At 33.6% G+C, this 20,056-nt stretch carries 34 protein-coding genes; 9 read left to right on the forward strand and 25 right to left on the reverse strand.

Going from position 1 to position 20,056, the window contains the following annotated elements; translation table 11 throughout:
• Window positions 1-36 precede the first annotated feature (36 nt).
• From ACTWP4_RS18715 to ACTWP4_RS18825, 23 genes are all read right to left on the reverse strand, one after another.
• Complete coding sequence (locus tag ACTWP4_RS18715) at window positions 37-510, reverse strand: sigma-70 family RNA polymerase sigma factor (RefSeq protein ID WP_443130305.1); 474 nt, start codon at window positions 508-510, stop codon at window positions 37-39.
• Window positions 500-673: a hypothetical protein gene (locus tag ACTWP4_RS18720; RefSeq protein ID WP_443130306.1), complete on the reverse strand. Its 174-nt coding sequence runs from the start codon at window positions 671-673 to the stop codon at window positions 500-502. The genes ACTWP4_RS18715 and ACTWP4_RS18720 overlap by 11 nt, the downstream gene beginning before the upstream one ends.
• 95 nt (window positions 674-768) lie before the next feature.
• Complete coding sequence (locus tag ACTWP4_RS18725) at window positions 769-1,473, reverse strand: hypothetical protein (RefSeq protein ID WP_443130307.1); 705 nt, start codon at window positions 1,471-1,473, stop codon at window positions 769-771.
• A 106-nt stretch (window positions 1,474-1,579) separates the two neighbouring features.
• A complete protein-coding gene (locus ACTWP4_RS18730) occupies window positions 1,580-2,281 on the reverse strand; it encodes a hypothetical protein (RefSeq protein WP_443130308.1) in 702 nt (233 codons plus the stop codon).
• A gap of 29 nt (window positions 2,282-2,310) precedes the next feature.
• Window positions 2,311-3,432 (reverse strand): MrcB family domain-containing protein, encoded by a 1,122-nt coding sequence (locus tag ACTWP4_RS18735; RefSeq protein ID WP_443130309.1) that lies wholly within the window; start codon window positions 3,430-3,432, stop codon window positions 2,311-2,313.
• 42 nt (window positions 3,433-3,474) lie between these two features.
• Window positions 3,475-3,681: an XtrA/YqaO family protein gene (locus ACTWP4_RS18740; protein WP_443130310.1), complete on the reverse strand. Its 207-nt coding sequence runs from the start codon at window positions 3,679-3,681 to the stop codon at window positions 3,475-3,477.
• A gap of 64 nt (window positions 3,682-3,745) precedes the next feature.
• The gene (locus tag ACTWP4_RS18745) at window positions 3,746-4,258 is read right to left on the reverse strand and encodes a hypothetical protein (RefSeq protein WP_443130311.1); all 513 of its coding nucleotides are present in this window, start codon (window positions 4,256-4,258) and stop codon (window positions 3,746-3,748) included.
• Between the two features lie 19 nt (window positions 4,259-4,277).
• Window positions 4,278-5,051 carry a DNA-methyltransferase gene (locus tag ACTWP4_RS18750; RefSeq protein ID WP_443130312.1) on the reverse strand — a complete coding sequence of 258 codons (774 nt, stop codon included), beginning with the start codon at window positions 5,049-5,051 and terminating at the stop codon, window positions 4,278-4,280.
• A gap of 131 nt (window positions 5,052-5,182) precedes the next feature.
• A complete protein-coding gene (locus tag ACTWP4_RS18755; RefSeq protein ID WP_443130313.1) occupies window positions 5,183-5,710 on the reverse strand; it encodes a Holliday junction resolvase RecU in 528 nt (175 codons plus the stop codon).
• Window positions 5,674-5,895 (reverse strand): hypothetical protein, encoded by a 222-nt coding sequence (locus tag ACTWP4_RS18760; RefSeq protein ID WP_443130314.1) that lies wholly within the window; start codon window positions 5,893-5,895, stop codon window positions 5,674-5,676. Before ACTWP4_RS18760 ends, ACTWP4_RS18755 begins: the two co-directional genes overlap by 37 nt.
• Window positions 5,846-6,007 carry a DUF6011 domain-containing protein gene (locus ACTWP4_RS18765; RefSeq protein ID WP_443130315.1) on the reverse strand — a complete coding sequence of 54 codons (162 nt, stop codon included), beginning with the start codon at window positions 6,005-6,007 and terminating at the stop codon, window positions 5,846-5,848. Before ACTWP4_RS18765 ends, ACTWP4_RS18760 begins: the two co-directional genes overlap by 50 nt.
• Entirely contained in the window at window positions 5,995-6,132 is a 138-nt protein-coding gene (locus ACTWP4_RS18770; RefSeq protein WP_443130316.1) for a hypothetical protein, read from the reverse strand. The genes ACTWP4_RS18765 and ACTWP4_RS18770 overlap by 13 nt, the downstream gene beginning before the upstream one ends.
• Entirely contained in the window at window positions 6,125-6,271 is a 147-nt protein-coding gene (locus tag ACTWP4_RS18775) for a hypothetical protein (protein WP_443130317.1), read from the reverse strand. Before ACTWP4_RS18775 ends, ACTWP4_RS18770 begins: the two co-directional genes overlap by 8 nt.
• Before the next feature lie 12 nt (window positions 6,272-6,283).
• A complete protein-coding gene (locus ACTWP4_RS18780) occupies window positions 6,284-7,435 on the reverse strand; it encodes a replication protein (protein ID WP_443130318.1) in 1,152 nt (383 codons plus the stop codon).
• 18 nt (window positions 7,436-7,453) lie between these two features.
• Window positions 7,454-7,624, reverse strand: a complete 171-nt coding sequence (locus ACTWP4_RS18785) for a hypothetical protein (protein WP_443130319.1) — start codon at window positions 7,622-7,624, stop codon at window positions 7,454-7,456.
• On the reverse strand, window positions 7,617-8,429 hold the full coding sequence (locus ACTWP4_RS18790; RefSeq protein ID WP_443130320.1) for a recombinase RecT: 813 nt from the start codon (window positions 8,427-8,429) through the stop codon (window positions 7,617-7,619). The genes ACTWP4_RS18785 and ACTWP4_RS18790 overlap by 8 nt, the downstream gene beginning before the upstream one ends.
• A gap of 1 nt (window position 8,430) precedes the next feature.
• On the reverse strand, window positions 8,431-9,363 hold the full coding sequence (locus ACTWP4_RS18795; protein ID WP_443130321.1) for a YqaJ viral recombinase family nuclease: 933 nt from the start codon (window positions 9,361-9,363) through the stop codon (window positions 8,431-8,433).
• A gap of 95 nt (window positions 9,364-9,458) precedes the next feature.
• Window positions 9,459-9,674, reverse strand: coding sequence for a hypothetical protein (locus ACTWP4_RS18800; RefSeq protein ID WP_443130322.1), 216 nt, complete (start codon window positions 9,672-9,674; stop codon window positions 9,459-9,461).
• Window positions 9,667-9,828 (reverse strand): hypothetical protein, encoded by a 162-nt coding sequence (locus ACTWP4_RS18805; RefSeq protein WP_443130323.1) that lies wholly within the window; start codon window positions 9,826-9,828, stop codon window positions 9,667-9,669. Before ACTWP4_RS18805 ends, ACTWP4_RS18800 begins: the two co-directional genes overlap by 8 nt.
• Window positions 9,829-9,842: 14 nt before the next feature.
• The gene (locus tag ACTWP4_RS18810; protein ID WP_443130324.1) at window positions 9,843-10,364 is read right to left on the reverse strand and encodes an XRE family transcriptional regulator; all 522 of its coding nucleotides are present in this window, start codon (window positions 10,362-10,364) and stop codon (window positions 9,843-9,845) included.
• Between the two features lie 70 nt (window positions 10,365-10,434).
• Complete coding sequence (locus ACTWP4_RS18815; RefSeq protein ID WP_443130325.1) at window positions 10,435-10,746, reverse strand: hypothetical protein; 312 nt, start codon at window positions 10,744-10,746, stop codon at window positions 10,435-10,437.
• Window positions 10,747-11,451 (reverse strand): Rha family transcriptional regulator, encoded by a 705-nt coding sequence (locus ACTWP4_RS18820; RefSeq protein WP_443130326.1) that lies wholly within the window; start codon window positions 11,449-11,451, stop codon window positions 10,747-10,749. It lies immediately after the preceding gene.
• Window positions 11,451-11,702, reverse strand: a complete 252-nt coding sequence (locus ACTWP4_RS18825) for a helix-turn-helix domain-containing protein (protein WP_443130327.1) — start codon at window positions 11,700-11,702, stop codon at window positions 11,451-11,453. The genes ACTWP4_RS18820 and ACTWP4_RS18825 overlap by 1 nt, the downstream gene beginning before the upstream one ends.
• Before the next feature lie 174 nt (window positions 11,703-11,876).
• Between ACTWP4_RS18825 and ACTWP4_RS18830 the strand changes: the two genes are divergently transcribed.
• The 6 genes from ACTWP4_RS18830 (at window position 11,877) to ACTWP4_RS18855 (ending at window position 16,843) form a co-directional block, all read left to right on the forward strand.
• Window positions 11,877-12,200: a helix-turn-helix domain-containing protein gene (locus tag ACTWP4_RS18830; protein ID WP_443130328.1), complete on the forward strand. Its 324-nt coding sequence runs from the start codon at window positions 11,877-11,879 to the stop codon at window positions 12,198-12,200.
• A 67-nt stretch (window positions 12,201-12,267) separates the two neighbouring features.
• A complete protein-coding gene (locus ACTWP4_RS18835; protein ID WP_443130329.1) occupies window positions 12,268-12,873 on the forward strand; it encodes an ImmA/IrrE family metallo-endopeptidase in 606 nt (201 codons plus the stop codon).
• The gene (locus tag ACTWP4_RS18840) at window positions 12,873-13,220 is read left to right on the forward strand and encodes a hypothetical protein (protein WP_443130330.1); all 348 of its coding nucleotides are present in this window, start codon (window positions 12,873-12,875) and stop codon (window positions 13,218-13,220) included. Before ACTWP4_RS18835 ends, ACTWP4_RS18840 begins: the two co-directional genes overlap by 1 nt.
• A gap of 39 nt (window positions 13,221-13,259) precedes the next feature.
• The gene (locus tag ACTWP4_RS18845) at window positions 13,260-14,351 is read left to right on the forward strand and encodes a DUF4236 domain-containing protein (RefSeq protein WP_443130331.1); all 1,092 of its coding nucleotides are present in this window, start codon (window positions 13,260-13,262) and stop codon (window positions 14,349-14,351) included.
• A 1-nt stretch (window position 14,352) separates the two neighbouring features.
• The gene (locus ACTWP4_RS18850; protein WP_443130332.1) at window positions 14,353-15,531 is read left to right on the forward strand and encodes a thermonuclease family protein; all 1,179 of its coding nucleotides are present in this window, start codon (window positions 14,353-14,355) and stop codon (window positions 15,529-15,531) included.
• A gap of 109 nt (window positions 15,532-15,640) precedes the next feature.
• A complete protein-coding gene (locus ACTWP4_RS18855) occupies window positions 15,641-16,843 on the forward strand; it encodes a tyrosine-type recombinase/integrase (protein ID WP_443130333.1) in 1,203 nt (400 codons plus the stop codon).
• Window positions 16,844-16,873: 30 nt separating this feature from the next.
• Here ACTWP4_RS18855 and ACTWP4_RS18860 read toward each other — a convergent pair whose 3' ends face one another.
• Entirely contained in the window at window positions 16,874-17,416 is a 543-nt protein-coding gene (locus ACTWP4_RS18860) for a competence protein ComK (protein ID WP_443130334.1), read from the reverse strand.
• Window positions 17,417-17,608: 192 nt separating this feature from the next.
• Here ACTWP4_RS18860 and ACTWP4_RS18865 point away from each other — a divergent pair, with 192 nt between their 5' ends.
• From ACTWP4_RS18865 to ACTWP4_RS18875, 3 genes are read left to right on the forward strand one after another with little or no spacing between them, the layout of a single operon-like run.
• Window positions 17,609-18,061 carry a DUF3939 domain-containing protein gene (locus tag ACTWP4_RS18865; protein ID WP_443130335.1) on the forward strand — a complete coding sequence of 151 codons (453 nt, stop codon included), beginning with the start codon at window positions 17,609-17,611 and terminating at the stop codon, window positions 18,059-18,061.
• Window positions 18,062-18,074: 13 nt separating this feature from the next.
• A complete protein-coding gene (locus ACTWP4_RS18870; protein WP_443130336.1) occupies window positions 18,075-18,872 on the forward strand; it encodes a class I SAM-dependent methyltransferase in 798 nt (265 codons plus the stop codon).
• Window positions 18,873-18,895: 23 nt separating this feature from the next.
• Window positions 18,896-19,144 carry a DUF2651 family protein gene (locus ACTWP4_RS18875; protein WP_443130337.1) on the forward strand — a complete coding sequence of 83 codons (249 nt, stop codon included), beginning with the start codon at window positions 18,896-18,898 and terminating at the stop codon, window positions 19,142-19,144.
• A 441-nt stretch (window positions 19,145-19,585) separates the two neighbouring features.
• On the opposite strand, the gene ACTWP4_RS18880 is transcribed toward ACTWP4_RS18875, so the two are convergent.
• Window positions 19,586-20,044 (reverse strand): GNAT family N-acetyltransferase, encoded by a 459-nt coding sequence (locus tag ACTWP4_RS18880; protein ID WP_443130338.1) that lies wholly within the window; start codon window positions 20,042-20,044, stop codon window positions 19,586-19,588.
• Between the last annotated feature and the right edge of the window lie 12 nt (window positions 20,045-20,056).

The raw sequence follows: 20,056 nt of genomic DNA on the forward strand, positions 1-20,056 counted from the left end.
ATTATTCCCAAGATATCTTTTAAAAGCAATGTTAATTTATTGAACTTTAACCTTTTGTTTTGCTCTTTCTATATATTTTTGAACAGTACTCTTACCTATATTTAGCTCTTCAGCAATCTCAGAATAACTAAATAAGTATGCTTTATGAAGAATAAAACACTGTCGCTCTCTAGGTGATAATTCAGCAATCAAATTAAAAATAACCTGTTTCTCTTCTTCCTCCAATTCACGTTCTTTCGGCACAACATCTAAAGAAGGAAACATGTCCATATCTGATATAGCACGACGTTGATACGCTGCCTTTTTATCTACACCTCGTAACTTTCCAGGTTCCCTTCCAATCGTCATCCATTCGATTGATTCTGTCATGGTTCCAATCATACTATTAATCTTACTTCTATCTTCACGGTCTGCGAGATTTGTTGGATCCAATTTACTTTTCATTTCCCCTAAATCTCTTCGTCCTATTTCATACTCACGAATTAGCGAATCAGCCCAGTTATTCATCATCAGCACCTCTTTCAAATAAACGAAATAATATATAAATTGGCCAAGCAAGAACTATAAGTAATAGATAATAAATAAACAGGTTATTCTGTTCATGGTTGTTAGGTTCTTTTTGAACTGCTGCTATAACAGCTCCTATAAGTAAATAAGCGATATTGTATTCCATATGAAACCTCCATATTACAAAATAAAAAAGGACACCAATCAAGAAGCTGCATTTGCAACTTACTTAATCAGTGTCCTCCAGTGTGCTGGTAGAACTTATTCAGTTACTTCAATCTTTATAGTTAACTCGGGTTCTTCAGTAGCTACATAACTCAAAAAAGACAATTCTACACTATGTTTTTCTTTATGTTCTTCATTATTAATATCTCTATAAATAACTGTAAATCTTAATTGATACATCATTATTGTAGTCGGATTTTTATTATTAATTAATTCATTATATATGAGTTGTAATAGACTATAAGTAGGAATGGTGGGAATATCTACTTCTTCAGCCTTGTTATCAACACTAGTAGGTAACAAGTGTTGAATTTTTTGTTCATAATCAAAATTTTTATTTATAATCATTTCATGGTTATCGCCTTTAAATGGTACAGACACTCTCCAAAAGTCTCCATCTGTAGAGATAAAAGGTTTAGAATTATAATCTAGATAATCCGGTTCCTCCCATTTAATTATTATATCCTTTGCAACCCCATAGCCTACATTAAACATAGATAACATAGGTCCAACTTTATTGCTTTCTTTAGCTGTTACTTTATATATATTATTAGTGAATACAAGTGATGGTTGATACATCTTTACTCTTTGCTCTTTCATCTCATCTAACTGTTTTTCCGCTGTTTTAGCGGACTTATTAGATGCCCGTGCAGTTATCCATGCTGCAAGTGCAGCTCCCAAGGTACCAAGTCCGGAAATAATTTGTATCCATTCTATAATAGATATATTTTCTAGTCTCAAAACTCTTTCCTCCCCTTCAACACCTTCAACTATTAGATGTATAATACCGTTTTTCAAGTTGAGATGGATTTAACAAAAGACAAGCATAATATTTCTCTTCAATAGCTCATTTATCTTCTATGTCTTGTATTATACTTTTCACAACTGCTAACAATACTTGGATTCTTCGTTTTTCTTTTGTTATCTCTCCGTAAATGTATAAAGCTAGAGTGGCAAAAATTAAAAAGTATGTACTATAGTTTAAATATGTCGCAATTAAGCTAGGTGTTAAGTCTAATTCGAAATTTATAATAGATAGTATTTTATTTAAAAATTCATCATTAGAAAATATTTTTACAAAAACACCAATAACAATAGCAATTGTTGAATTCATCAATATTTTTGAGAAATTTGACAATAGACTATTTCTTTCCTTTGTTTCTAAGTATTCATTAAGTAAATAATAATCTCCAATATTTGACCCTATTTCCCTTCTTAGTTGTTTTCTTAATTCCTTCAGGTTTTCAAACAAATTTCTATTAGAAGGTCTATTAGTTATTTCATAAAAATACTTTCTATCTAAATCAGCATGACTCATCCAATAGTATAACTTCCCATTTTTCGGGTATTTACTTTTTTTTATATCTCGTTCATCTAGCCATCTTAATATGCTGGATGCACAATTCATTAAAACTATTGTAATATAAGGAAAAAATATTAACATAAATATATTTAAAAATACTTTTTCATAATCATTAAAAATTACTGCTAGAAATGCTAGAAATATAAAGAACATTATTAACATAATTATTTCTACTATTTTTTTCATTTGGTTACTCCGTCAAAAACTTTTATTAATTATAAACTATATGTAAGTTTATATTGAACAGGCTGTAAATCTTTTAATATATTTTGGGCGGGATTTCTAATTTCTTTAATGATTCTTGGTTCTGTTTTAAGACCTACATTTGCAACTAATACAAGTACATAGTTTTCCTTAAATAATTTCGCCTTATTTAATTCGTTATTTGTAAAATAAAAAGTAATATTATCTTCATTTAAGCTTGTTCCTTTTACTTCTATATACTTTTTTGACCCATCTTTTTCAATAGATTCAATATCATACCCTAAACCATCAACTTCTTTAGATCTCCATAAAACTTTATCTGCCCATGACTTATCATACTTCAATAATCTATCAATTTCTCTTTCATATACAAACTTTTCTGCCAAATATCCAATCTCTTTGTTTCTTTTTTCTCTAATATTTCTTAATTCTTCATACTTCTCGACACTAATTGACGTGATTTTTCTTTTGTTATCTGTTTGTATAAATTTTTCATTTTCTATTTCATCCAAACCTTTTTCTAATACAATTAAGTCTAGAATAACTTGGAATTTTTTTATATCATTTACTAATTCATTTAATTCTATGTTATTAATTAAATATTTTTTATAAAGCGGAATTCCTTTAACATAATTCTTAGGTCGATTACTTTTACCTAAAAATAAACTAAAGTTTCTGTTAATTACATATCCTTGATTTAATTTCTGTGATTCTATAAAATCCATCTGAAAATTCGAGAGTTCCTTAAGCTCATTCCCACTTAAATACTCTGCACCATTTCCTATTACAAGATAAGCATTTTCTAAAGAGCTATCACATAATAAAGCAATATATATACCTTTCTGGGTTGTTAATTTTCCACTTTTATTTCTCGGCACCAAGTTTTCATTCAGTATAGCCAACCAATATACTTCAGATATCCGCCCTTCACCTACAGAAGCTCTAATTTCAGTTTTTGAAAGATCCAGTCCTTCTTTTATGAGTTCTTCCCTTAGTATATTAGGTACCTCTTCAACAAACATTTTGTGTGCATCATAAGATTTGTCCACATTTTTACGGTTGCTACCGTCCTCTTTGAATTTGTACTTTTTTAAATCCATAACATCCTTATCTGTAAATAAAGTGGCTCTCATAATATTAACACTTCCTTTATTTAGAATTATTTCTACTATTGGTCAAAAATCCTCACCTTCATCAAACTTAACCCTTTTCACCTTTCCTTGGTGTGTAATCACCTTTGTCTCACCATGACTAGGCAAATAGGTCTTTTTAGCTATACCATTACAGTATACGACAACAAATGGCAAATTTCCTGCCTCAATTGGTATTTTTATGTTAAATTCTTTTCCTTTATCTTCAATATTTACATTTTCTAATCGCATAGAGCAAACCCCCATGTTATAATAGTTTTAGGTTCGAGAGTTGGGAGCTTGCTTCTAGCTCTTTTTATATGTTTGTTTTCGGATCCCATGTTACTTGAAAAAAGGATCCTTCTTTTTTATGTTTGAGTAGCTTTTTACTTGCTTCAAACCAGGAGCATTTATGATAATCTTGTACACTTTTTACATATACACTCCATCTGTGCTGCACCTTCTTAAATGCCTTTGATTTCGGACTATTCTTGCAATCTAAAGGCGAGATAACGTCCTCTGGTATGGTGACCGCAATACCTTTTATATCTTCCGATTGATCATCCCCTAGAAATTCAAATAAATCCATTTGAACCAACTGATCAAATTTTTCTTCTATCGGTTCCTTCGACTCCGATATTTCTAGTTGTAAGATATTTTCTTGATCGTCAATGACTTCGAACCTATAACGTTGAAATGCGCCAAAATGTGCTTTTTCATTATTAAACTTTGAGACATAAAAAGTGTTAGAGCTACCAGGAAAAACAAAATATTCCTGGCCAGCTTCTAATACAGTTAAACCCGATGCATTTATACATAACCCTTTCATTTAAACCACCATTCATTTTCTAAATAAATACTGTATTTACACCTTCTAAACCGAGACTCTTTCTATTTTCATTAATTCTAACTTTTCCGTGTCTACAGTATTCTTTATCAAGTTCAAATCCAATCCAATCTCTTTTCGTATTGTCACAAGCCACTGCTGTTGTAAATGAGCCCATACAATTATCTAATACAAGATCTCCTCTGTTAGTATAAGTTTTAATTAAGTATTCAAATAAAACTAAAGGTTTTTGAGTAGGGTGAAACGTTTTGCTTTCCCTAGAGTAATCCAAAATAGATCTCGGATAATTTGTATGGGTTGTCTCATACTCTTGTAATAGACTTTTGTCTCCCTCTCGAAAGATTCCACCTATCTTCTTTCTCTTATTTTTTCTAATTTTCACCAAAGGAATAATACCCTGTGGATGATAAGTTGGTAGCTTTTTATAAAATACACAAATATTCTCATGATTTTTTAATGGCATTTTCTTTGCATTTTGAAAACCAGTTACATGCTTTCCTTTTTTCCATATCCATTCATAGCGAAATAATCTCATATTGCTGGCTATTAGTTTTGTAGTGAATGGTTGGCTGGCAGTCAATACAATAGCTCCGTTATCTTTAATAATTCTTTCATATTGTTCCCATAAAGGTTCAAAAGGAATGATCTCATCCCACCTACAATTAGTGGTCCCATACGGTAGATCACATAGAATCATATCGATAGTTTTATCTGGAATATGTTTCATCCCTTCAATACAATCCATGTTATAAATTGTGCTTGACTTAATATTCATTTTCTTTTCCCCTCTCCTCTGATATAATAACTACGTCAAGGAGAACACAAGTTCTATTGTCTCTTTGAGACCTGACTACCAGGTCTCTCTTTTTTATTTATTAGATATTAAATTGTTACCAACTTCAGTTTTTAAGCTACATTATCAAACAACTTATCTACTAAACTTAAATAATCTAGTGGCACTCCATTTTGTGATTTTAAAAGACCAACGGAGTAATAAATAAAATCATCGTAAGGAATGGATTTCCTACCACCCTTGTCCGCATTTAACACGTACAGGTGTAAAAAATCGAAAGGTACTAAAAACGTCTCAGAATACCCTGAAAATTCGATTATAAAGAAACATATTGCACCAGACTTTTGTGCTTGATACATGAAATCAATTTGATGCTTGTGTATGTTTTTCAAAGGGAATCGTTGCTGTTTCGTACTCTTTGCCTCAAAGTAAAGTGCTTTGCCTTTATAAACACCCGCATAATCTACTGTGGATTTCTCTTCAAAAAAACCATTAATTATTCGCGTTCCTTTTGATTTTGTTACCTTAATTGGTGTAGGGAGCTTATTTACGACTGCAATCCCTTTCTGCAAATAAACTTGATTCGAATAGTTGATTAGGTTCTCTAGACTCTTGCCTCGTTTTCCGGTGTAGGTTGCCATTCGACAACTCCTCCCCTCTTACATTTTTCTTGAATGTAGACATATTCAAGAGTGAATAAGCTACATTCTGATAGATCTCGACCATCGGGATAATGTGTAATCCCCATAGATTGTAATTTAGTTAATAAATACTGTTTACGCTCCTTCACTTCTTCCTGTCGTACTTCCTTGCTCGCTTTTTCCAACTACTTTATCCTCCTTCACTTTCTGCCAACAAACAGGGCCGAATCCTCTTCCTAGGCTTTTCCTGTCTTTCAGTTTTCGATTGCATCTTCCGCATAATGCTAGTTCAGCCATAAAATCACACCACCAATTACTGACAAAATCATCGTTATTGTAAACATGGTCCAAGCAAATCCTAGTGACTTCTTCAGATCTTCGTTTACCATTTTCAATCGACTGATTTCAGGTTTGTTATTCATCTTCCTTCACCTTCTTCGCGATCTCCAATATTCTTGCGATATCCTCTATACTTGGCACTTGAACCATGCCACCACCATTAGCTAGTAACTTTTGCTTAGCGTATTTTTTTTGTATTTGGATTAACTGTTCTTGATTCATTCCGATAGCCTCCTAACTGTTCTGTTGTTCTAAGTATTCTTGGAGTATTCGTTCTGCTTCTTCAGCGCTACGTCTCCGCTCTTCTTCTGAAGGTTGTTGCCCCTTCCGTTCCTGTTCCTTTTTGCGCTGCTCTTCTTTCTGCCTAATGTACCAATCAGGTGTAATGTCTTTCTTTTGAGGTTCATAGCGATTTCTATACTGGTTGGGTGCCGGTTTCTTTTTTCGCTTAAATTGATGCTGATAGATTCTTGCATCTTCTAGAGTCTTTACTCCAGCATTACGCCAGTTATTAAGTATCCCTTCAACAAAAGCCATTCCGCGTTTTTCCTGTTTAGCTGCTACTTTCATTGCGGCAAGCAATAAATCTTTTCCGAATTCTTCAAAGTATTGAATTATTAATTGCTGATTCACTGAGCTCATCGAAATTCCAACTTGCAAATTCGATTGATAAAATTGAATGACTTCTTTAAAGTCTGAATCCCTATTACTACTACTACTACATTCTTTTATGTCTTTAATATATAATGTCTTTAATACTGTCTTTAGAGAGCCCGAATCGCCTATTATTATTGACTTTCCGTCGGGTGAAGGTTGGTATTTTACTAACTTCATAGTTAGTGTTTTGCTAACTTTTTTACTCACAAATGTTAGTGTTTTACTAACCGAACTCTTGTTTGTAGTTAGTATTTTACTAACTTTTTGGTCTTTTTCTGTTAGTGAATTACTAACTTTTTTGGACTTGTTTGTTAGTTTTTCACTAACTTTTTCATCATCAGAAGTTAGTGTTTCACCAACTTTTTTTCTGTTTAGGTTGAGGTGAATAAGGTCTTTAAATTTATCCCCCTCCCAATTTTTGTTAGGCGAAACTTGCCAAAGATGATAGTCTTTGTTAATACTGAATACCATAGAATCTTCATCCCACTCTAAAACCGAGCATTCCCTAAGAAATTTCAATTCTTTTTTAATATCATTCTTATAAACACCTGCAATTTCAAACTGATTAAACCTCTTCACTTTGCAATCTTTCTGTCCTGTGCCGTAAGATAATCTCCAAATGAATAAAATTAAATTCATTTGTCGTTTACTAAAATCACGTCTTAGTATTTCGTTCCAAAGATCATTCGCTATCCTAATGTAACCTTTCTCAACTTGGGGGCTTGCCACCTTATCACCTCCACCTTGTTATTCTTTTTTCGTAAGCAATGCTAATTTACCTTGATCGATGATTCTAATTAATTCGTAATCTGGCCTGGTACGCTCCATATAACCAATTACATAACGTTTAAATAAGTGCCCATCCTCATTTGCTAATGTTATGTAGAAATGAGGAATAGGCTCTTTTAAATCACGCATTATCTAGCTCTTTAGATATATGCTCCAAATCTTCATCCACTTCGCTATATTCACCATCGATAATATCCTCTTCATCAAAATCCACGCTATCAGTTTGTATCTTCTCATTTTCGTCGTTAATGACAGCTTTTTGCATATCGATAGACAAAATCCCCCATTTATTTAACATGTTTCTTAGCACTGTTTTCTTAGCCATTGCATCCCAATCATTTTTCCAACCGAAATCTGATTTACTGAACTTTTTCTTATGACGTTCAATTTCAGCTTTTGACCAGTAAACCGTTTTTCTGAATCCGTTAATTAACTCAAAATATCCGGTGTACCCAATAACTTTATCGGACTCTCTTTTTTCAAAATCTAGTTCCATTTCTTCCGTTAATCGATCCCATTTAACTAATTCACCTTCATAGACTTCGATCACATTAATGTTCTTATATTGTCCAGTTCGTAAAGCTAATTGAATGTACCCTTTATAGCCAAGTTGGAATTGGGCTTTACCACTATAAGGTACTATCCATGCATATCCTAAATTTTTATCAATCGGTAGATCTAAAGTTGCTGCAATCATTGAACTTGATATAACGCTCATAGGCTCAGCTTTTTGAAGCATTTTTTCACTGTTGTATAAACTCAAAATGGAAGCAGTAAATTGATTCGCTCTTTTCCCAAGAACTTCTTCAAACCGTTTCATTACAGCAGGTGAATTAAGAAGTCCTTTCATAGTTGTGCCTTTAGCATTACTTACCTGATTGTTATTATTTGATTTGTTTGCTATCTGATTTTTAAGTGTTGAGTTTGTCGCCATATTAGCTAATCTCCTTTACATTTAATCTTCTTTGCGATACTTCCTTCCTAACCTTCTGATAAACGTCTGGAAAGCTTTCTTTTAATTTATTGGTGTCTACTCGATTCTGCTTAATAGCTTTCCATGTTACTTGATAATTCTTTACGAAACCTTGCTCAGCTTCTTGTAATTCGTTCTTAATCAGATTCTCTATTTGCTTTTTTTGCTCATTTAATTGTTTAATAGATTCCTTAATTTCATTTAAGTGTTGAATCTTTTCACTGTATTCATAAGATAGGTCCACAGTTTTAGCCGAATCACTTTTCTTATAGCGTTCATTTAAAAACTTCTCGGCTGCGCTGGATCCATCTAATACTGGTGGGTTATTTTTTAATACGTGATGATTCCAAAAGTGAACTTCTGCATGGAAAATCATTTGAATCAATTCATCATCACGTTCAATTTCCTTCCAAACAAAGCGTTGTCCTCCGATCAATACAGCCACATATGCTTTTTCGTACCCAGTTACACCTAAATAATGTTGAATCTGAACAAGATAAGATTCTGGAATCTCGTCATTTTCCCAATCCTTCTGTAGAAAGGCACTGGCTGTCTTGCATTCAAGTAATGCTTGTTCACTAACGATTTTTCTATCAATATTTGCTAATATAAAATCATGATCTGGATGTTGCATCATAAAGTTGTTTCTACGCACTTTCTTTCCACTTCTACGTTCAAATTCTTTCGCAACTAAATCTTCTAATACGTTTCCGAAATACGCTGCTTCAGCTTCTGGTTCTTGGACATCTGATTGACCAGTTTTCTCTAGCCACAGTTCAAATGGAGTTTTATATTTATTTAATCCTAATACCGTTGCAGCATCTGAACCGCCTATTCCTTTTGTTCTTTCCGACAACCATTCTTCATGTGTCATCTCTAATGTATTTTTAGCCATTCATTAACCTCCTTGCTAGAGCAGAAGAATTCATATATAATTAATTCAACTGATGGGGAATTCCCCTGCGCTTGCTATTTTTAGTGAGCGCTATTTTATTGCGCAATTGTTCTTTCAGCACCTATTACTTTCAAAATTTCTACTGATTCAGCAGATAAAGTCTCTTCAACGAAAATTTCATCATTAAATTCAAAAACAACATCTCCAACAAGAATTTCATTTCCTAAAGCGTCCATCCCCAAAGATTGTTCTTCATAAAACGGATAACCATTCATTTCAATATCCTCAATAATTGGATGATCTTTAAGCATAATTTTTAACTCCTTTCTTATAAATTTCTTTTGAGTTTCTCGAGTTACGAATTCTTAAGAAAAAACCAACACGATTGTTTAATGCTGCTTCTGTTAACTTGTCCACTTGTTCAAATGGATCTAACTTTTTCCACTCCCCAGCAATTACCTTCATGTTTCATTTCCCCCTTAACTTTTTACATACTGTTTAGCTTTTAACTTCATATGGTGTTTTTCCCAACTTTTTGTCCAACTAAGGTTATATTCTTCACATGCAACAGCTATCCATGTAACTAAAGCTAATACTCCATCCATACTTTCTTGGACTGATTGTTCAATATCTTGTTTATGAAAGCTCTGAACCATAGAAGGTTTTAGAGATGTTTTTACTCTTTTAATTGCTTCAATGGCTTCATCCAATTCCTCCAATAATTTATCTTTAACCGCACTTCGATGTAGATCAGCTGCAAAACCATCTAAACGACGAACTCCCCATCCGATATATTCTGATGATGCTTCCAATGCAACCCAAGGATTGTTATATTTTTCTGCAAAATGCTGTACCATTTCTGGTTGGACTTTGTATGATCCATTTTCTTGATGACTAACTGACTCTCTGGATAAAAATGTTTCCATCGAAAGTTGTTGTTGTGTTTTTGATATTTCATACCTACCTTGTTTTAAAGCCTTTGAGGCTCTACCTTTTTCCACTTATAACTGCCTCCTTTCTACCAACAAATATTAGATTTTCGGGTATCATAGTGTTATAGGATTAAACATTCTAAGAAGAGTAAGGATACGGGATGTTAACTTGCTTTCGATTTTCATAGCTTTCCAACATCCACTTATCGAACTCTTTCATGATCACCCTTGGACGACCTAGCTCATAACACACCGGAAAGCCGGTTTGGTGAAATAGTTCATTACATTTTTTATCTTTTATTCCTGCGTATTCCATGAACTCTTTTCGGTTCATATAATCTGGACGTCTATTAATTAAATCAATTCTATTAACTAGTTTTTCCATAACTAGATTTGCTATGGCTTCTTGGTCGCTTTCTGAAAGATGTAATTGACCAGTTATTTGGCTCATTTAGATCACACCCTGTATCGATTGTTGTTGGTTTAATTCTTCAATTTCAATACGTAAACTTGTAGATGGTTGCCACATTCCAAGAAATTTCATACCATCTTCAAATTGTTTTTTAGGCAATTCGTTATATCTTGGAATCTCAAAGTGATTTTTAAAATCACGCCAAATCGCAGCAAACACTTTCTTGCTAATTTGTTGATACGCATTGGATTTCAGACCGCCAAGAGATTCGATAACTATTGATTTACCTTTATTTTGCAATTTACGTTCCTGGACACCATCCACTCTCATGTGATCTTCCAGGTAAGTCACTCTATTTTCTACAGTGACTAGAGAGTTAACAGTTCTTTGTAAAATTTCCAATTCGTTTTTAGGCTCGTTTTGTTCAAATTGTTTTTCCATTTGTTCAAATCTGGTTACATATTCAGCAGTAAACAAAACGCCTTTTTGCCCAGTCATTTTATTCGCAACCATGTCACACCCTTTTCTAGTTAAAAGAAAACAAGGTCTTTGTTCACCTTTTGCATCACGATAATAATGTGGGATGAAAAAATCTAACGAGCGCAATTCTGCGCTGGTTAAAATATCAACGTACTGTCTAATTGATCGCATTAATTCTTTGTGAGACTTATCAATCCATTCAGCAACTTCACGACTTTGAGCAACAAGTTTTCCATTAATTGAGCTAACTTTTAATTGATTCATTATATAACCTCCTGTTTTGATTTTTGATCGCATTTTGCGATCTCATTATTAAAAAAAAGGTCGTCCAAACTAACATGATAGAGGTTTCTTAAAATCAATAGATGTTCAACCCTTGGTTTTCTTTTTCCTGTTTCAATTTCTGAGTAAGTCCCGGGTGTAACACCTAATTTTTCAGCAATAAATTTTGATTTCAGACCATTCTTCTCTCTTAATCCCCTCAGTATTTCACTGACATTCTTGATGTCTGTCATTTTTTATCACTCCCTCCAAAAATCGCATTATGTGATTTGCACTTCGAATATACCATCGCATTTTGCGATTGTCAATATAAAAATAACGCGATTCGTGAATTTTTATTTAAAAAATCACATATTGCGTTATAATCACGATAATGAGAGGCTGGTGAATAAATGGAGGATAACGTGTTGTCTACTAGGTTAAAAAAATTACGTGAAAATAAGGATTTGTTGCAAAAACAAGTTGCGGATAAATTAGGAATAAAAGCTAACACACTATCTGGTTACGAGAACGGAACTAGAAGTCCAGACCCAAAATTATTAAGAGAGTTAGCTGAATTCTATAATGTAACAACTGATTACTTACTGGGTAGAACGGATGATCCTGATTCCTCTCAAAATTCCAACAAGCCAAATAGAGCGTTCCATAACTTCGATGATATTACCGAACAAGAAATAGAGTACTTAGAAGAGCAACTTAGAATATTTCGTAAATTAAAAGATAATAAATAAGAAGCCTTTTTTAGGCTCTTTTTTATAAACTTTGACCGAACGTTTATTCTTGATATGGAGGACCTATATGTTTGAGGCATACAAGACAACAGATTTAGAAAATTGGTTAGAAACCTTATATATTCAAAATGATATTATCCACCCTTCAGATCTATTAATTGATAATGTAGCAAAAAAACTAGGTATAAAGTTAGAATATATGGAAGGTGCTAGAGAAGTAGCAATTTGGGATGAGGAAGATGCAATAATTTTCCTAAACCCAGATAAACCGATACCAATAATAAGAAAAATATTTTTCCATGAATTATGTCATCCACTTAGACACTACGGTGATCAAACTGGATCTATTGAAAGTTTTATAACTCTTCAAGAACGGCAAGCTAATCAATTTATGTTGTACGCTGCGATGCCCTACTACATGATTAAACAATTGGATTTGCCACGTTCTGAAGATCAAATAAGTTCATTTCTATCTTCTACTTTCTATGTACCACTGCAATTAGCAAAAAAAAGAGTTGATCAGATTAAAAGAAGAATACAACAAGCTGATTTAGACAATAAACTCAGAAAACAACAATCTAACTATAAAAAGAGTTATGATCCTTCCAATTGGTCGTTAGAAACTAAAGCAATAATGAATCAGCTTTATGATCAACTTAAGGGGGCGCCATAATGAATGACATAACTTTGTACTACGACTTTATTGAGAACGAGAAAGCGCCTATGTGGTTAATTATTAGTAACATTGCTTGGAAAAGCGAAACTTTGCTTCTGTCACTAGATTCTATTATCCATAAAGATGATATAGAAAACTTTATAGATGATAATCTTAGTGTTTCTGTATTGCTTAGCGATTTAATAATGAATTCATCATTTTATGATTCTTTTGGAATTAACATGGTAAACGTTGAGCGTCGTCTCCAAGATAACGGCATTAACAAAGAAGATATAAAGTATCTTGTTATCAGAGTTGCAGATATAAAAGAAGTATTTTATATGGATAGACCAGGGGTTTCATAGATTTTTAGTATTTAAATTCATTTAAGGAGTGAGTATTCAATGGGTATGAGATTTAGAAAAAGTTTCAAAGTTGCTCCAGGAGTTAGAATGAATGTTGGAAAAAAAGGTGTAAGTACATCAATTGGGGGCAAAGGGTTACGAGTTAACACAAGTTCTAAAGGGGTTTCAGTAGGCACTTCAATCCCTGACACTGGTATTTCTTACAACAAAAGGGTTGTGGGAGGAACCAGAAATAAACGGCCTCAAAGAACTAATTATGAACGAATCAAACAACAACAAGAACGTGAAATTGCTAAAGAAAATCAATTGAAACAAGCTCAGCATGAAGTAGAAAAACATGAGGCTCATATTGCTATGTTGACTTCTGTACATGGAGAGGTAAGCGATCCAATAAATTGGGCCGAAGTAGCAAAGTCCCCTCGTCCCTTTGATGAAGATGATGAAGGTCCACATGTCACTGAATTAAATAAAACGATAGATAATTATCAACCTACATGGCGCGATAAGTTATTTAATCGTACTGAAGCTAGAATAAAGAAATGGGAAGAAAGTTTGCCAGAAGCTAAAGAAAAAGATCTAGAATTAATTAGTGATTGGGAAAACGAACTACATCTTGCTAATAAAATTCAATCATTTGAGATTTCTGCGATGGAAGAAGCTATTGAAAAAATATATCCTTTTGAGGACATTATTGATTTGGGAAGTAGCATTACATATGAACTGGACTCATCAGGAAAAAGTGCAACAGTAATGTTAAATGTAGAAAATAAAAAAGCAATACCAGAAAAGAAACTCTCCCTCACTAAAACGGGAAAACTATCTAGACGCGCAATGCCTAAGGGCCAATACTTTCAATTATATCAAGATTATGTTTGTAGTTGTGTATTAAGAATTGCAAGAGAGTTTTACGCAATCACTCCTATAAGTAATATTCAAATAAATGTTTATGATGAATCAACGGCAGATGGTTCTGAAGATTTTGGATGTATTCTATCTGTAAAAATCACCCGAGAAGAAATTGAGAAAACTAATTTTAATAATATTGATTGTTCAGATACAGTTGAATTATTTACGCACAACATGAAATTTTTAAAGACAAAAGGATTTAAATTTGTAGAGGAGGTTGAATAAAATGGGATGGTTGGCATTTATACTTATTATCATCGCTTTGATATTATTAATTAATTTTCCACTTGCAATCTTAGGTCTCGTAGCTGGTGCAGCCATTGCTATTTGGGGGAGTAAAGAAAGAGAAATTAATAAATCATTGGGCGCTAAATCTAAAAAACCGATTGCTATCATTTTGATAGGTTGTCTTTTTATTATTGGAGGTTTTTCTGCTCAAGCATCTGTAGATGAAGATGAAATTACAAACTCGACAGATCAAGAGAATGTTGCATCTGAAGTAGATAGTGGTGAAGATCCTGAATCTAAAACTGATGAAACTCAAAAGGAAAATACAGAAACAAACGAAAATAAAGATGCTGAAACTCCTACTGAACCTGAAGAAAACAAAAATGACGAAACTGCTTCTGAAAGTGAAGAAAATATAGACTCGTCACAAAATGAAGACAGTAAAAGTGATGCAGAATCCACATCAGAAGAAACTGGTTCTGATCTAGTCACCGTTACTGTAACGAGGGTTATCGACGGTGATACCCTTGAGGTAAATTACAATGGCCAAACTGAAGATCTACGCCTACTATTAGTAGACACCCCAGAAACTGTACATCCAAATAAACCAGTGGAACCTTTTGGCTCTAAAGCATCACAGTTTGTTAAGGATACTGTTGAAGGAAAAGAAGTTCAATTAAAGATTGGCACGGAAGAAAGAGATAAATATGATCGTCTTTTAGCTTACGTATTTATAGGTGATACTACGTTACAGGAAATGCTCTTAGAAAGAGGTCTAGCTGCTACAGCGTACCTTTATAATGACCTTACTATGTTAGAGAAATTTCATGCAGCTCAGCAAATTGCAATTGATGCCGGTATTGGTGTTTGGTCTATTCCTGGATATGCACACGTGGATCACGATCATGGCTTCCATTATGAAGAAGAACCAGAACCAACGCCGGAGCCGCAACCGGAACCAGAGCCAAAGCCTGAACCCGAACCTGAACCAGAGCCTGAGCCTGAACCAGCTCCTAGCAATGATTTAAAATACGATCCTAACGGCCCCGACAGAAACTGTGGTGATTTTGACACACATGCACAAGCGCAGGAATTCATGGAAGCATCTGGTCCTGGTGATCCTCATCGTTTAGATGGAAATGATAACGATGGATTAGCTTGTGAAAGTTTACCTTAATCAATTGAACAGAAGCTTTAATATTTTTAATTAATTATCAGAGAAAAGCCTTTTAGGCTTTTCTTTTGATACAAAAAAGAACGCACATTCTAGTAAAGGAGGAATATTTATGCGTTGCAAAAAAGTTGATACTAAAAATGGACAAGTATGGGAATGTGTTGCAGACGCACCTAACGATCCAGTCACTGGTAAACGAAAACAAATTAGAAGAAGAGCAAAAACACAAAAAGAAGCAAAATCTAAAGTAGAGAAAGCTATTAGGTCACTACAAGATGATCAAATTGATGAAAATATTTCAAAGCGAATCACTTTTGATCAAGCAGCTAAACACTGGTTACATATCTACAGGATATCCGGTGTAAAAGAAAGCACAGTTATGGTTCGAGAAAGAGAAATACGTACATTAAATAAACACATTGCAAAAGTACCTATTGGTCAAATTACTCATTTGCGTTATCAAAAACTTATTAATAAATTAGCGCCAAACTATGCAAGAATTACACTTCAAGGCATTAACAACTGTGCTAATATGATTTTTAAGCAAGCTATAAAAGATAAATTAATTAAAGAAAATCCTGCACTGCACGTTACTATTCCGAAAAAAACACAAACCATAGAAGACATTGAAACAGACGAAATTGCTCACAAATATTTAGAAAGAGATGAATTAGAAGACTTTTTTACAACCGTACAATTGATGGGGTTAGAAAATGACTTTGAGATGTTTAATTTACTTGCTTTTACTGGAATGAGATCCGGTGAACTACTTGTTTTAAAATGGAGTGATATAAATTTTGAGACTAATGAAATAAGCATCACAAAAACATTATTTAACCCGAGTGGGAACTCAAAAAAATACAAGTTAACTCCTCCAAAAACAAAGGGTAGTATCAGAAAGGTCACTGTTGAAGATGAAGTGTTAAGTTTATTAAAATCACTGCAAAGAAGACAAAGGAAATTTAATATGAAGTACAGAAGCGAAATAGAAGATTTTCATGATGCTGATTTCGTTTTTGCAAAAAAGAATGGTTATCCTTATAACCTTCATTTTCTTCTTTCCAGAATGAACCGTCTTATTAAGTTTACTGATATTAAAAAACATGCTACTCCACATATATTTAGACATACACACATAAGTATGATGGCTGAAGCTGGCATTGATTTACCTACCATAATGGATAGAGTAGGTCATGAAGATATAAACACTACTAATAAGATATACACTCATGTAACCAAAAAAATGAAACAAGATGCATCAGACAAAGTAAGGAATGTTTATAAAAATCTTCTAGATAACATGGTATCAGAATAAAATGTGATATAAATGTGATAATTTATGATTTTACACAGCTATTAAATTTCTATAAACACTGTTAAATAAGGGTTTTATAAGTGTAACCAACAAAATATGCTCCATTTTGTTACTAAGTAAGTAGCGATATTGAGCAGTCCGGTACAATTGATTGATCATCGTAGCATAAGAAACCTCTAACACTAAATCACGTCCATTTTTAAATACGATCCGAGTTAATTGTTGATCGACTTTTTCAATTTCCAGAACATGTGAATGGGCAATCCACGTACATGCTTTTCTTAAGGGGGATTCCACTGGAAAAAAGTACATCCCGCTTATCCTATCAATTGCAATCGGTGGTTTGTGTGTAATGCCACTTAACATTCTTGAACCTTCAATCAATCCTTTTAAGCTAATACCAAACGCTTTACACGTAACATCCATAACTTGTTGGGTACTAAATGTGATTTCATAATCATCTGCTTCTTCATATTCAATCACCCGTGTTAAATAATTCCCATCAGCTTCATAACCGACAACTGCCAATGTCTTTGGACTGATTTCTCTAACCTTTTCCATCAAAATTTCCATTTCTTATTCCTCCTTCAAAGTATTCCAGTATAATGTAGCAATTTTCAATAAAATTGGATATAAAATGGAATGAATTAGCAGGAAATCTCAGGTTGTTCTATCAATTTAGAAGAAATTTGATATAATTCTCTTAAAAGAAGCAACTGAGTGACCTTTTTTAAGAAGATTTTCACAAAAAATGGGGTGAAATAATTGTGGTTTAAAAAAAAGCAAAAAGAAACGAAAAAATTCCCGACAAAGGACATATCATTAGCAGAAGTCCGTTCCGCCATTCAGGAATACAGTAAAGAGCTACCACCTAATATTCCACTAAAAATATTGATCAAGGACGACTTATCAATAGACTATTCTTTACTTGCTCCAATTTTGAAGGCGATTCCAACTAAAAAATATTATATGTCAAAGGAAACCTATGACTTATTTGAAGAAGAAGATAAACATATCGCACAAGCATTGGATCAAGTCCAGCAGGCAGTCGATCAATATATCGAACAAAAGAAGGAATTACCAATAATTGATTATGATCCTTATCGCAAAGTAAACTTTTTTAAATTAGAACAGCTTAACTTGATCAAGGAACGACCGGAAATGGATTTTTATATCACAGATCAAGAACAATTAGTGACGACGATAAAACCAAATTAAAGGGTGAATATCCATGACAAAATCAACCAATAAAGCAAAACAACGAGCAACATTAAATAACTCATCAGTAATTGATGCTCGTAGTTTGTCACAATCACATAGAAGGTTAGCTGAATTGTTAGAGCCTGATATGACAGTCCTTGATGTAGGTTGTGGTACCGGAGCTATTACATCTGGGATTGCCGAAGCAGTTGGTGCAAACGGAAAGGTAGTAGGTATAGATAACAACCCAACATTGCTTGACACAGCTCGTAAACGTTACCCAAAAATTACTTTTGAAATTGCGGATATTTACAACCTTCCATACGAAAATCAATTCGATATCGTCACTACTTCCCGTGTGTTACAATGGCTTGATCAACCGCAACATGCATTAAACAATCTTGTGAAATCGTTGAAGCCAGGTGGAATAGTAGTGGTGCTTGATTATAACCATGAGAAAATGAAATGGGATCCCGAAGTCCCAGACTCGATGAAAATTTTTTATGATGCTTTTTTGAGATGGCGGAAAGATGCGGGGATGAACAATGCAATTGCTGATCATTTAATGAAAATGTTTGAAAAAAGCGGATTAAATCAGATACAGGTAACACCACAGCATGAAGAAGTAGAACGTGGACAAGAAAACTTTTATACCGCCGTTTCAATTTGGGCAGGCGTCGCTGAAACCAAGGGAGAACAAATGCTTCAAGATAAAGCAATAGAAAAAGATATACTCGAAAAAGTAATAACGGAATACAACCAATGGATAACGACAGATGCACAATCACAAAAGATGTACTTGTTGGCAGTAGAAGGGACAAAAAAGTAAATGTTTTTAAGGAGAAGAATTGTATGCTTACTATTCCATTGATCATTTTCCTATTCCCTATCATATCCATTTTACTTGGTATAGTTGGTTACTTCATATTTAGGAACCTCTCTACACCTGTTGCTCTAGTAGCACTGCTTGGGATCCTAGCTGCAGTGGTTTGGTTTAATAGATCATTTGGTTTCTGGATTTTCATTTATGCACTTCTAGCATTGATAGGTGCTTTCGTTACTAAAGTTATAACTACCCAATTTAAAAAGAAGGAGCCTTGATAACGTAACGGGTTCTTTTTCGTTGGAAAAAGGCAATCTTCTTACAGACATTTTTGGCCATTTCAAGAGATTTTGTCCATAAGATTAGTTCTTATGGACAATTTTTCTTCATTTCGATATGTTTTGTCCATGAGATTCGTTCTTACGGACAGTTTTTCTCCATTTCGAAATGTTTTGTCCGTGAGATTCGTTCTTACGGACAGTTTTTCTCCATTTCGAAATGTTTTGTCCGTGAGATTCGTTCTTACGGACAGTTTTTCTTTATTTTCAAAAGTTTTGTCCGTAAGTTGTCATTAGCAAAAAAGTTTTTTTATTTTTAAACTATTTGAATCCCGCTTTCGTCCAATACGCGAAAACTAGATCAGTTTGATGTGAAAAAACTTCAACAAGCTACCATCTAGATAGCTAAAATAACTATCCTATTACTAATGATAGCATAGCTTAACAGAAATCGGGATAACACCGATTACACTTCGATATCTTTTCAAAACCAATACTTTTCGCTTCATACCCCCTTACAGCATATAGCTGATGGGAATTTTCTCGTTCTTCACGATTACCACTATTGATTAATATTTTTCGAGCACTTTGTTTTTTGGCCCACTTTTCACAGGTGTGCAATAATTGTTTTCCAATACCTTTTCCTCGAAATTTCTCATCAACAATAAATGCACCTACTTGAACAAAAATTTCATCATATTCATAAAATTGTTGCAAAGATAACCCTAGCATTCCAACAATCTCATTCTGTTCTTCTGCCACAAAAGTTTGATAGTTAGGTAAAGTATGGATGTTAAGCATCCTTTGCTGAAACTGATCTTCAGTTGTTGGATAACCTAATTGTTTCATCAAAGGTATGATCTGTGGAACATCGCTCATATTGAAATCTCTAATCAGCATGAATATCCCCCA

Source organism: Gracilibacillus sp. D59 (assembly GCF_052246695.1).
Classification (GTDB): domain Bacteria; phylum Bacillota; class Bacilli; order Bacillales; family Amphibacillaceae; genus Gracilibacillus.

What these genes read in the sequence shown, in the direction of transcription:
- ACTWP4_RS18715 (WP_443130305.1), bottom strand. Translation starts at nt 510, where the DNA reads ATGATGAATAACTGGGCTGATTCGCTAATTCGTGAGTATGAAATAGGA.
- ACTWP4_RS18720 (WP_443130306.1), bottom strand. Translation starts at nt 673, where the DNA reads ATGGAATACAATATCGCTTATTTACTTATAGGAGCTGTTATAGCAGCA.
- ACTWP4_RS18730 (WP_443130308.1), bottom strand. Translation starts at nt 2,281, where the DNA reads ATGAAAAAAATAGTAGAAATAATTATGTTAATAATGTTCTTTATATTT.
- ACTWP4_RS18735 (WP_443130309.1), bottom strand. Translation starts at nt 3,432, where the DNA reads ATGAGAGCCACTTTATTTACAGATAAGGATGTTATGGATTTAAAAAAG.
- ACTWP4_RS18740 (WP_443130310.1), bottom strand. Translation starts at nt 3,681, where the DNA reads ATGCGATTAGAAAATGTAAATATTGAAGATAAAGGAAAAGAATTTAAC.
- ACTWP4_RS18745 (WP_443130311.1), bottom strand. Translation starts at nt 4,258, where the DNA reads ATGAAAGGGTTATGTATAAATGCATCGGGTTTAACTGTATTAGAAGCT.
- ACTWP4_RS18750 (WP_443130312.1), bottom strand. Translation starts at nt 5,051, where the DNA reads ATGAATATTAAGTCAAGCACAATTTATAACATGGATTGTATTGAAGGG.
- ACTWP4_RS18755 (WP_443130313.1), bottom strand. Translation starts at nt 5,710, where the DNA reads ATGGCAACCTACACCGGAAAACGAGGCAAGAGTCTAGAGAACCTAATC.
- ACTWP4_RS18765 (WP_443130315.1), bottom strand. Translation starts at nt 6,007, where the DNA reads ATGGCTGAACTAGCATTATGCGGAAGATGCAATCGAAAACTGAAAGAC.
- ACTWP4_RS18770 (WP_443130316.1), bottom strand. Translation starts at nt 6,132, where the DNA reads ATGAATAACAAACCTGAAATCAGTCGATTGAAAATGGTAAACGAAGAT.
- ACTWP4_RS18775 (WP_443130317.1), bottom strand. Translation starts at nt 6,271, where the DNA reads ATGAATCAAGAACAGTTAATCCAAATACAAAAAAAATACGCTAAGCAA.
- ACTWP4_RS18785 (WP_443130319.1), bottom strand. Translation starts at nt 7,624, where the DNA reads ATGCGTGATTTAAAAGAGCCTATTCCTCATTTCTACATAACATTAGCA.
- ACTWP4_RS18790 (WP_443130320.1), bottom strand. Translation starts at nt 8,429, where the DNA reads ATGGCGACAAACTCAACACTTAAAAATCAGATAGCAAACAAATCAAAT.
- ACTWP4_RS18795 (WP_443130321.1), bottom strand. Translation starts at nt 9,363, where the DNA reads ATGGCTAAAAATACATTAGAGATGACACATGAAGAATGGTTGTCGGAA.
- ACTWP4_RS18800 (WP_443130322.1), bottom strand. Translation starts at nt 9,674, where the DNA reads ATGCTTAAAGATCATCCAATTATTGAGGATATTGAAATGAATGGTTAT.
- ACTWP4_RS18805 (WP_443130323.1), bottom strand. Translation starts at nt 9,828, where the DNA reads ATGAAGGTAATTGCTGGGGAGTGGAAAAAGTTAGATCCATTTGAACAA.
- ACTWP4_RS18815 (WP_443130325.1), bottom strand. Translation starts at nt 10,746, where the DNA reads ATGAGCCAAATAACTGGTCAATTACATCTTTCAGAAAGCGACCAAGAA.
- ACTWP4_RS18820 (WP_443130326.1), bottom strand. Translation starts at nt 11,451, where the DNA reads ATGAATCAATTAAAAGTTAGCTCAATTAATGGAAAACTTGTTGCTCAA.
- ACTWP4_RS18825 (WP_443130327.1), bottom strand. Translation starts at nt 11,702, where the DNA reads ATGACAGACATCAAGAATGTCAGTGAAATACTGAGGGGATTAAGAGAG.
- ACTWP4_RS18835 (WP_443130329.1), top strand. Translation starts at nt 12,268, where the DNA reads ATGTTTGAGGCATACAAGACAACAGATTTAGAAAATTGGTTAGAAACC.
- ACTWP4_RS18840 (WP_443130330.1), top strand. Translation starts at nt 12,873, where the DNA reads ATGAATGACATAACTTTGTACTACGACTTTATTGAGAACGAGAAAGCG.
- ACTWP4_RS18845 (WP_443130331.1), top strand. Translation starts at nt 13,260, where the DNA reads ATGGGTATGAGATTTAGAAAAAGTTTCAAAGTTGCTCCAGGAGTTAGA.
- ACTWP4_RS18850 (WP_443130332.1), top strand. Translation starts at nt 14,353, where the DNA reads ATGGGATGGTTGGCATTTATACTTATTATCATCGCTTTGATATTATTA.
- ACTWP4_RS18855 (WP_443130333.1), top strand. Translation starts at nt 15,641, where the DNA reads ATGCGTTGCAAAAAAGTTGATACTAAAAATGGACAAGTATGGGAATGT.
- ACTWP4_RS18860 (WP_443130334.1), bottom strand. Translation starts at nt 17,416, where the DNA reads ATGGAAATTTTGATGGAAAAGGTTAGAGAAATCAGTCCAAAGACATTG.
- ACTWP4_RS18870 (WP_443130336.1), top strand. Translation starts at nt 18,075, where the DNA reads ATGACAAAATCAACCAATAAAGCAAAACAACGAGCAACATTAAATAAC.
- ACTWP4_RS18875 (WP_443130337.1), top strand. Translation starts at nt 18,896, where the DNA reads ATGCTTACTATTCCATTGATCATTTTCCTATTCCCTATCATATCCATT.
- ACTWP4_RS18880 (WP_443130338.1), bottom strand. Translation starts at nt 20,044, where the DNA reads ATGCTGATTAGAGATTTCAATATGAGCGATGTTCCACAGATCATACCT.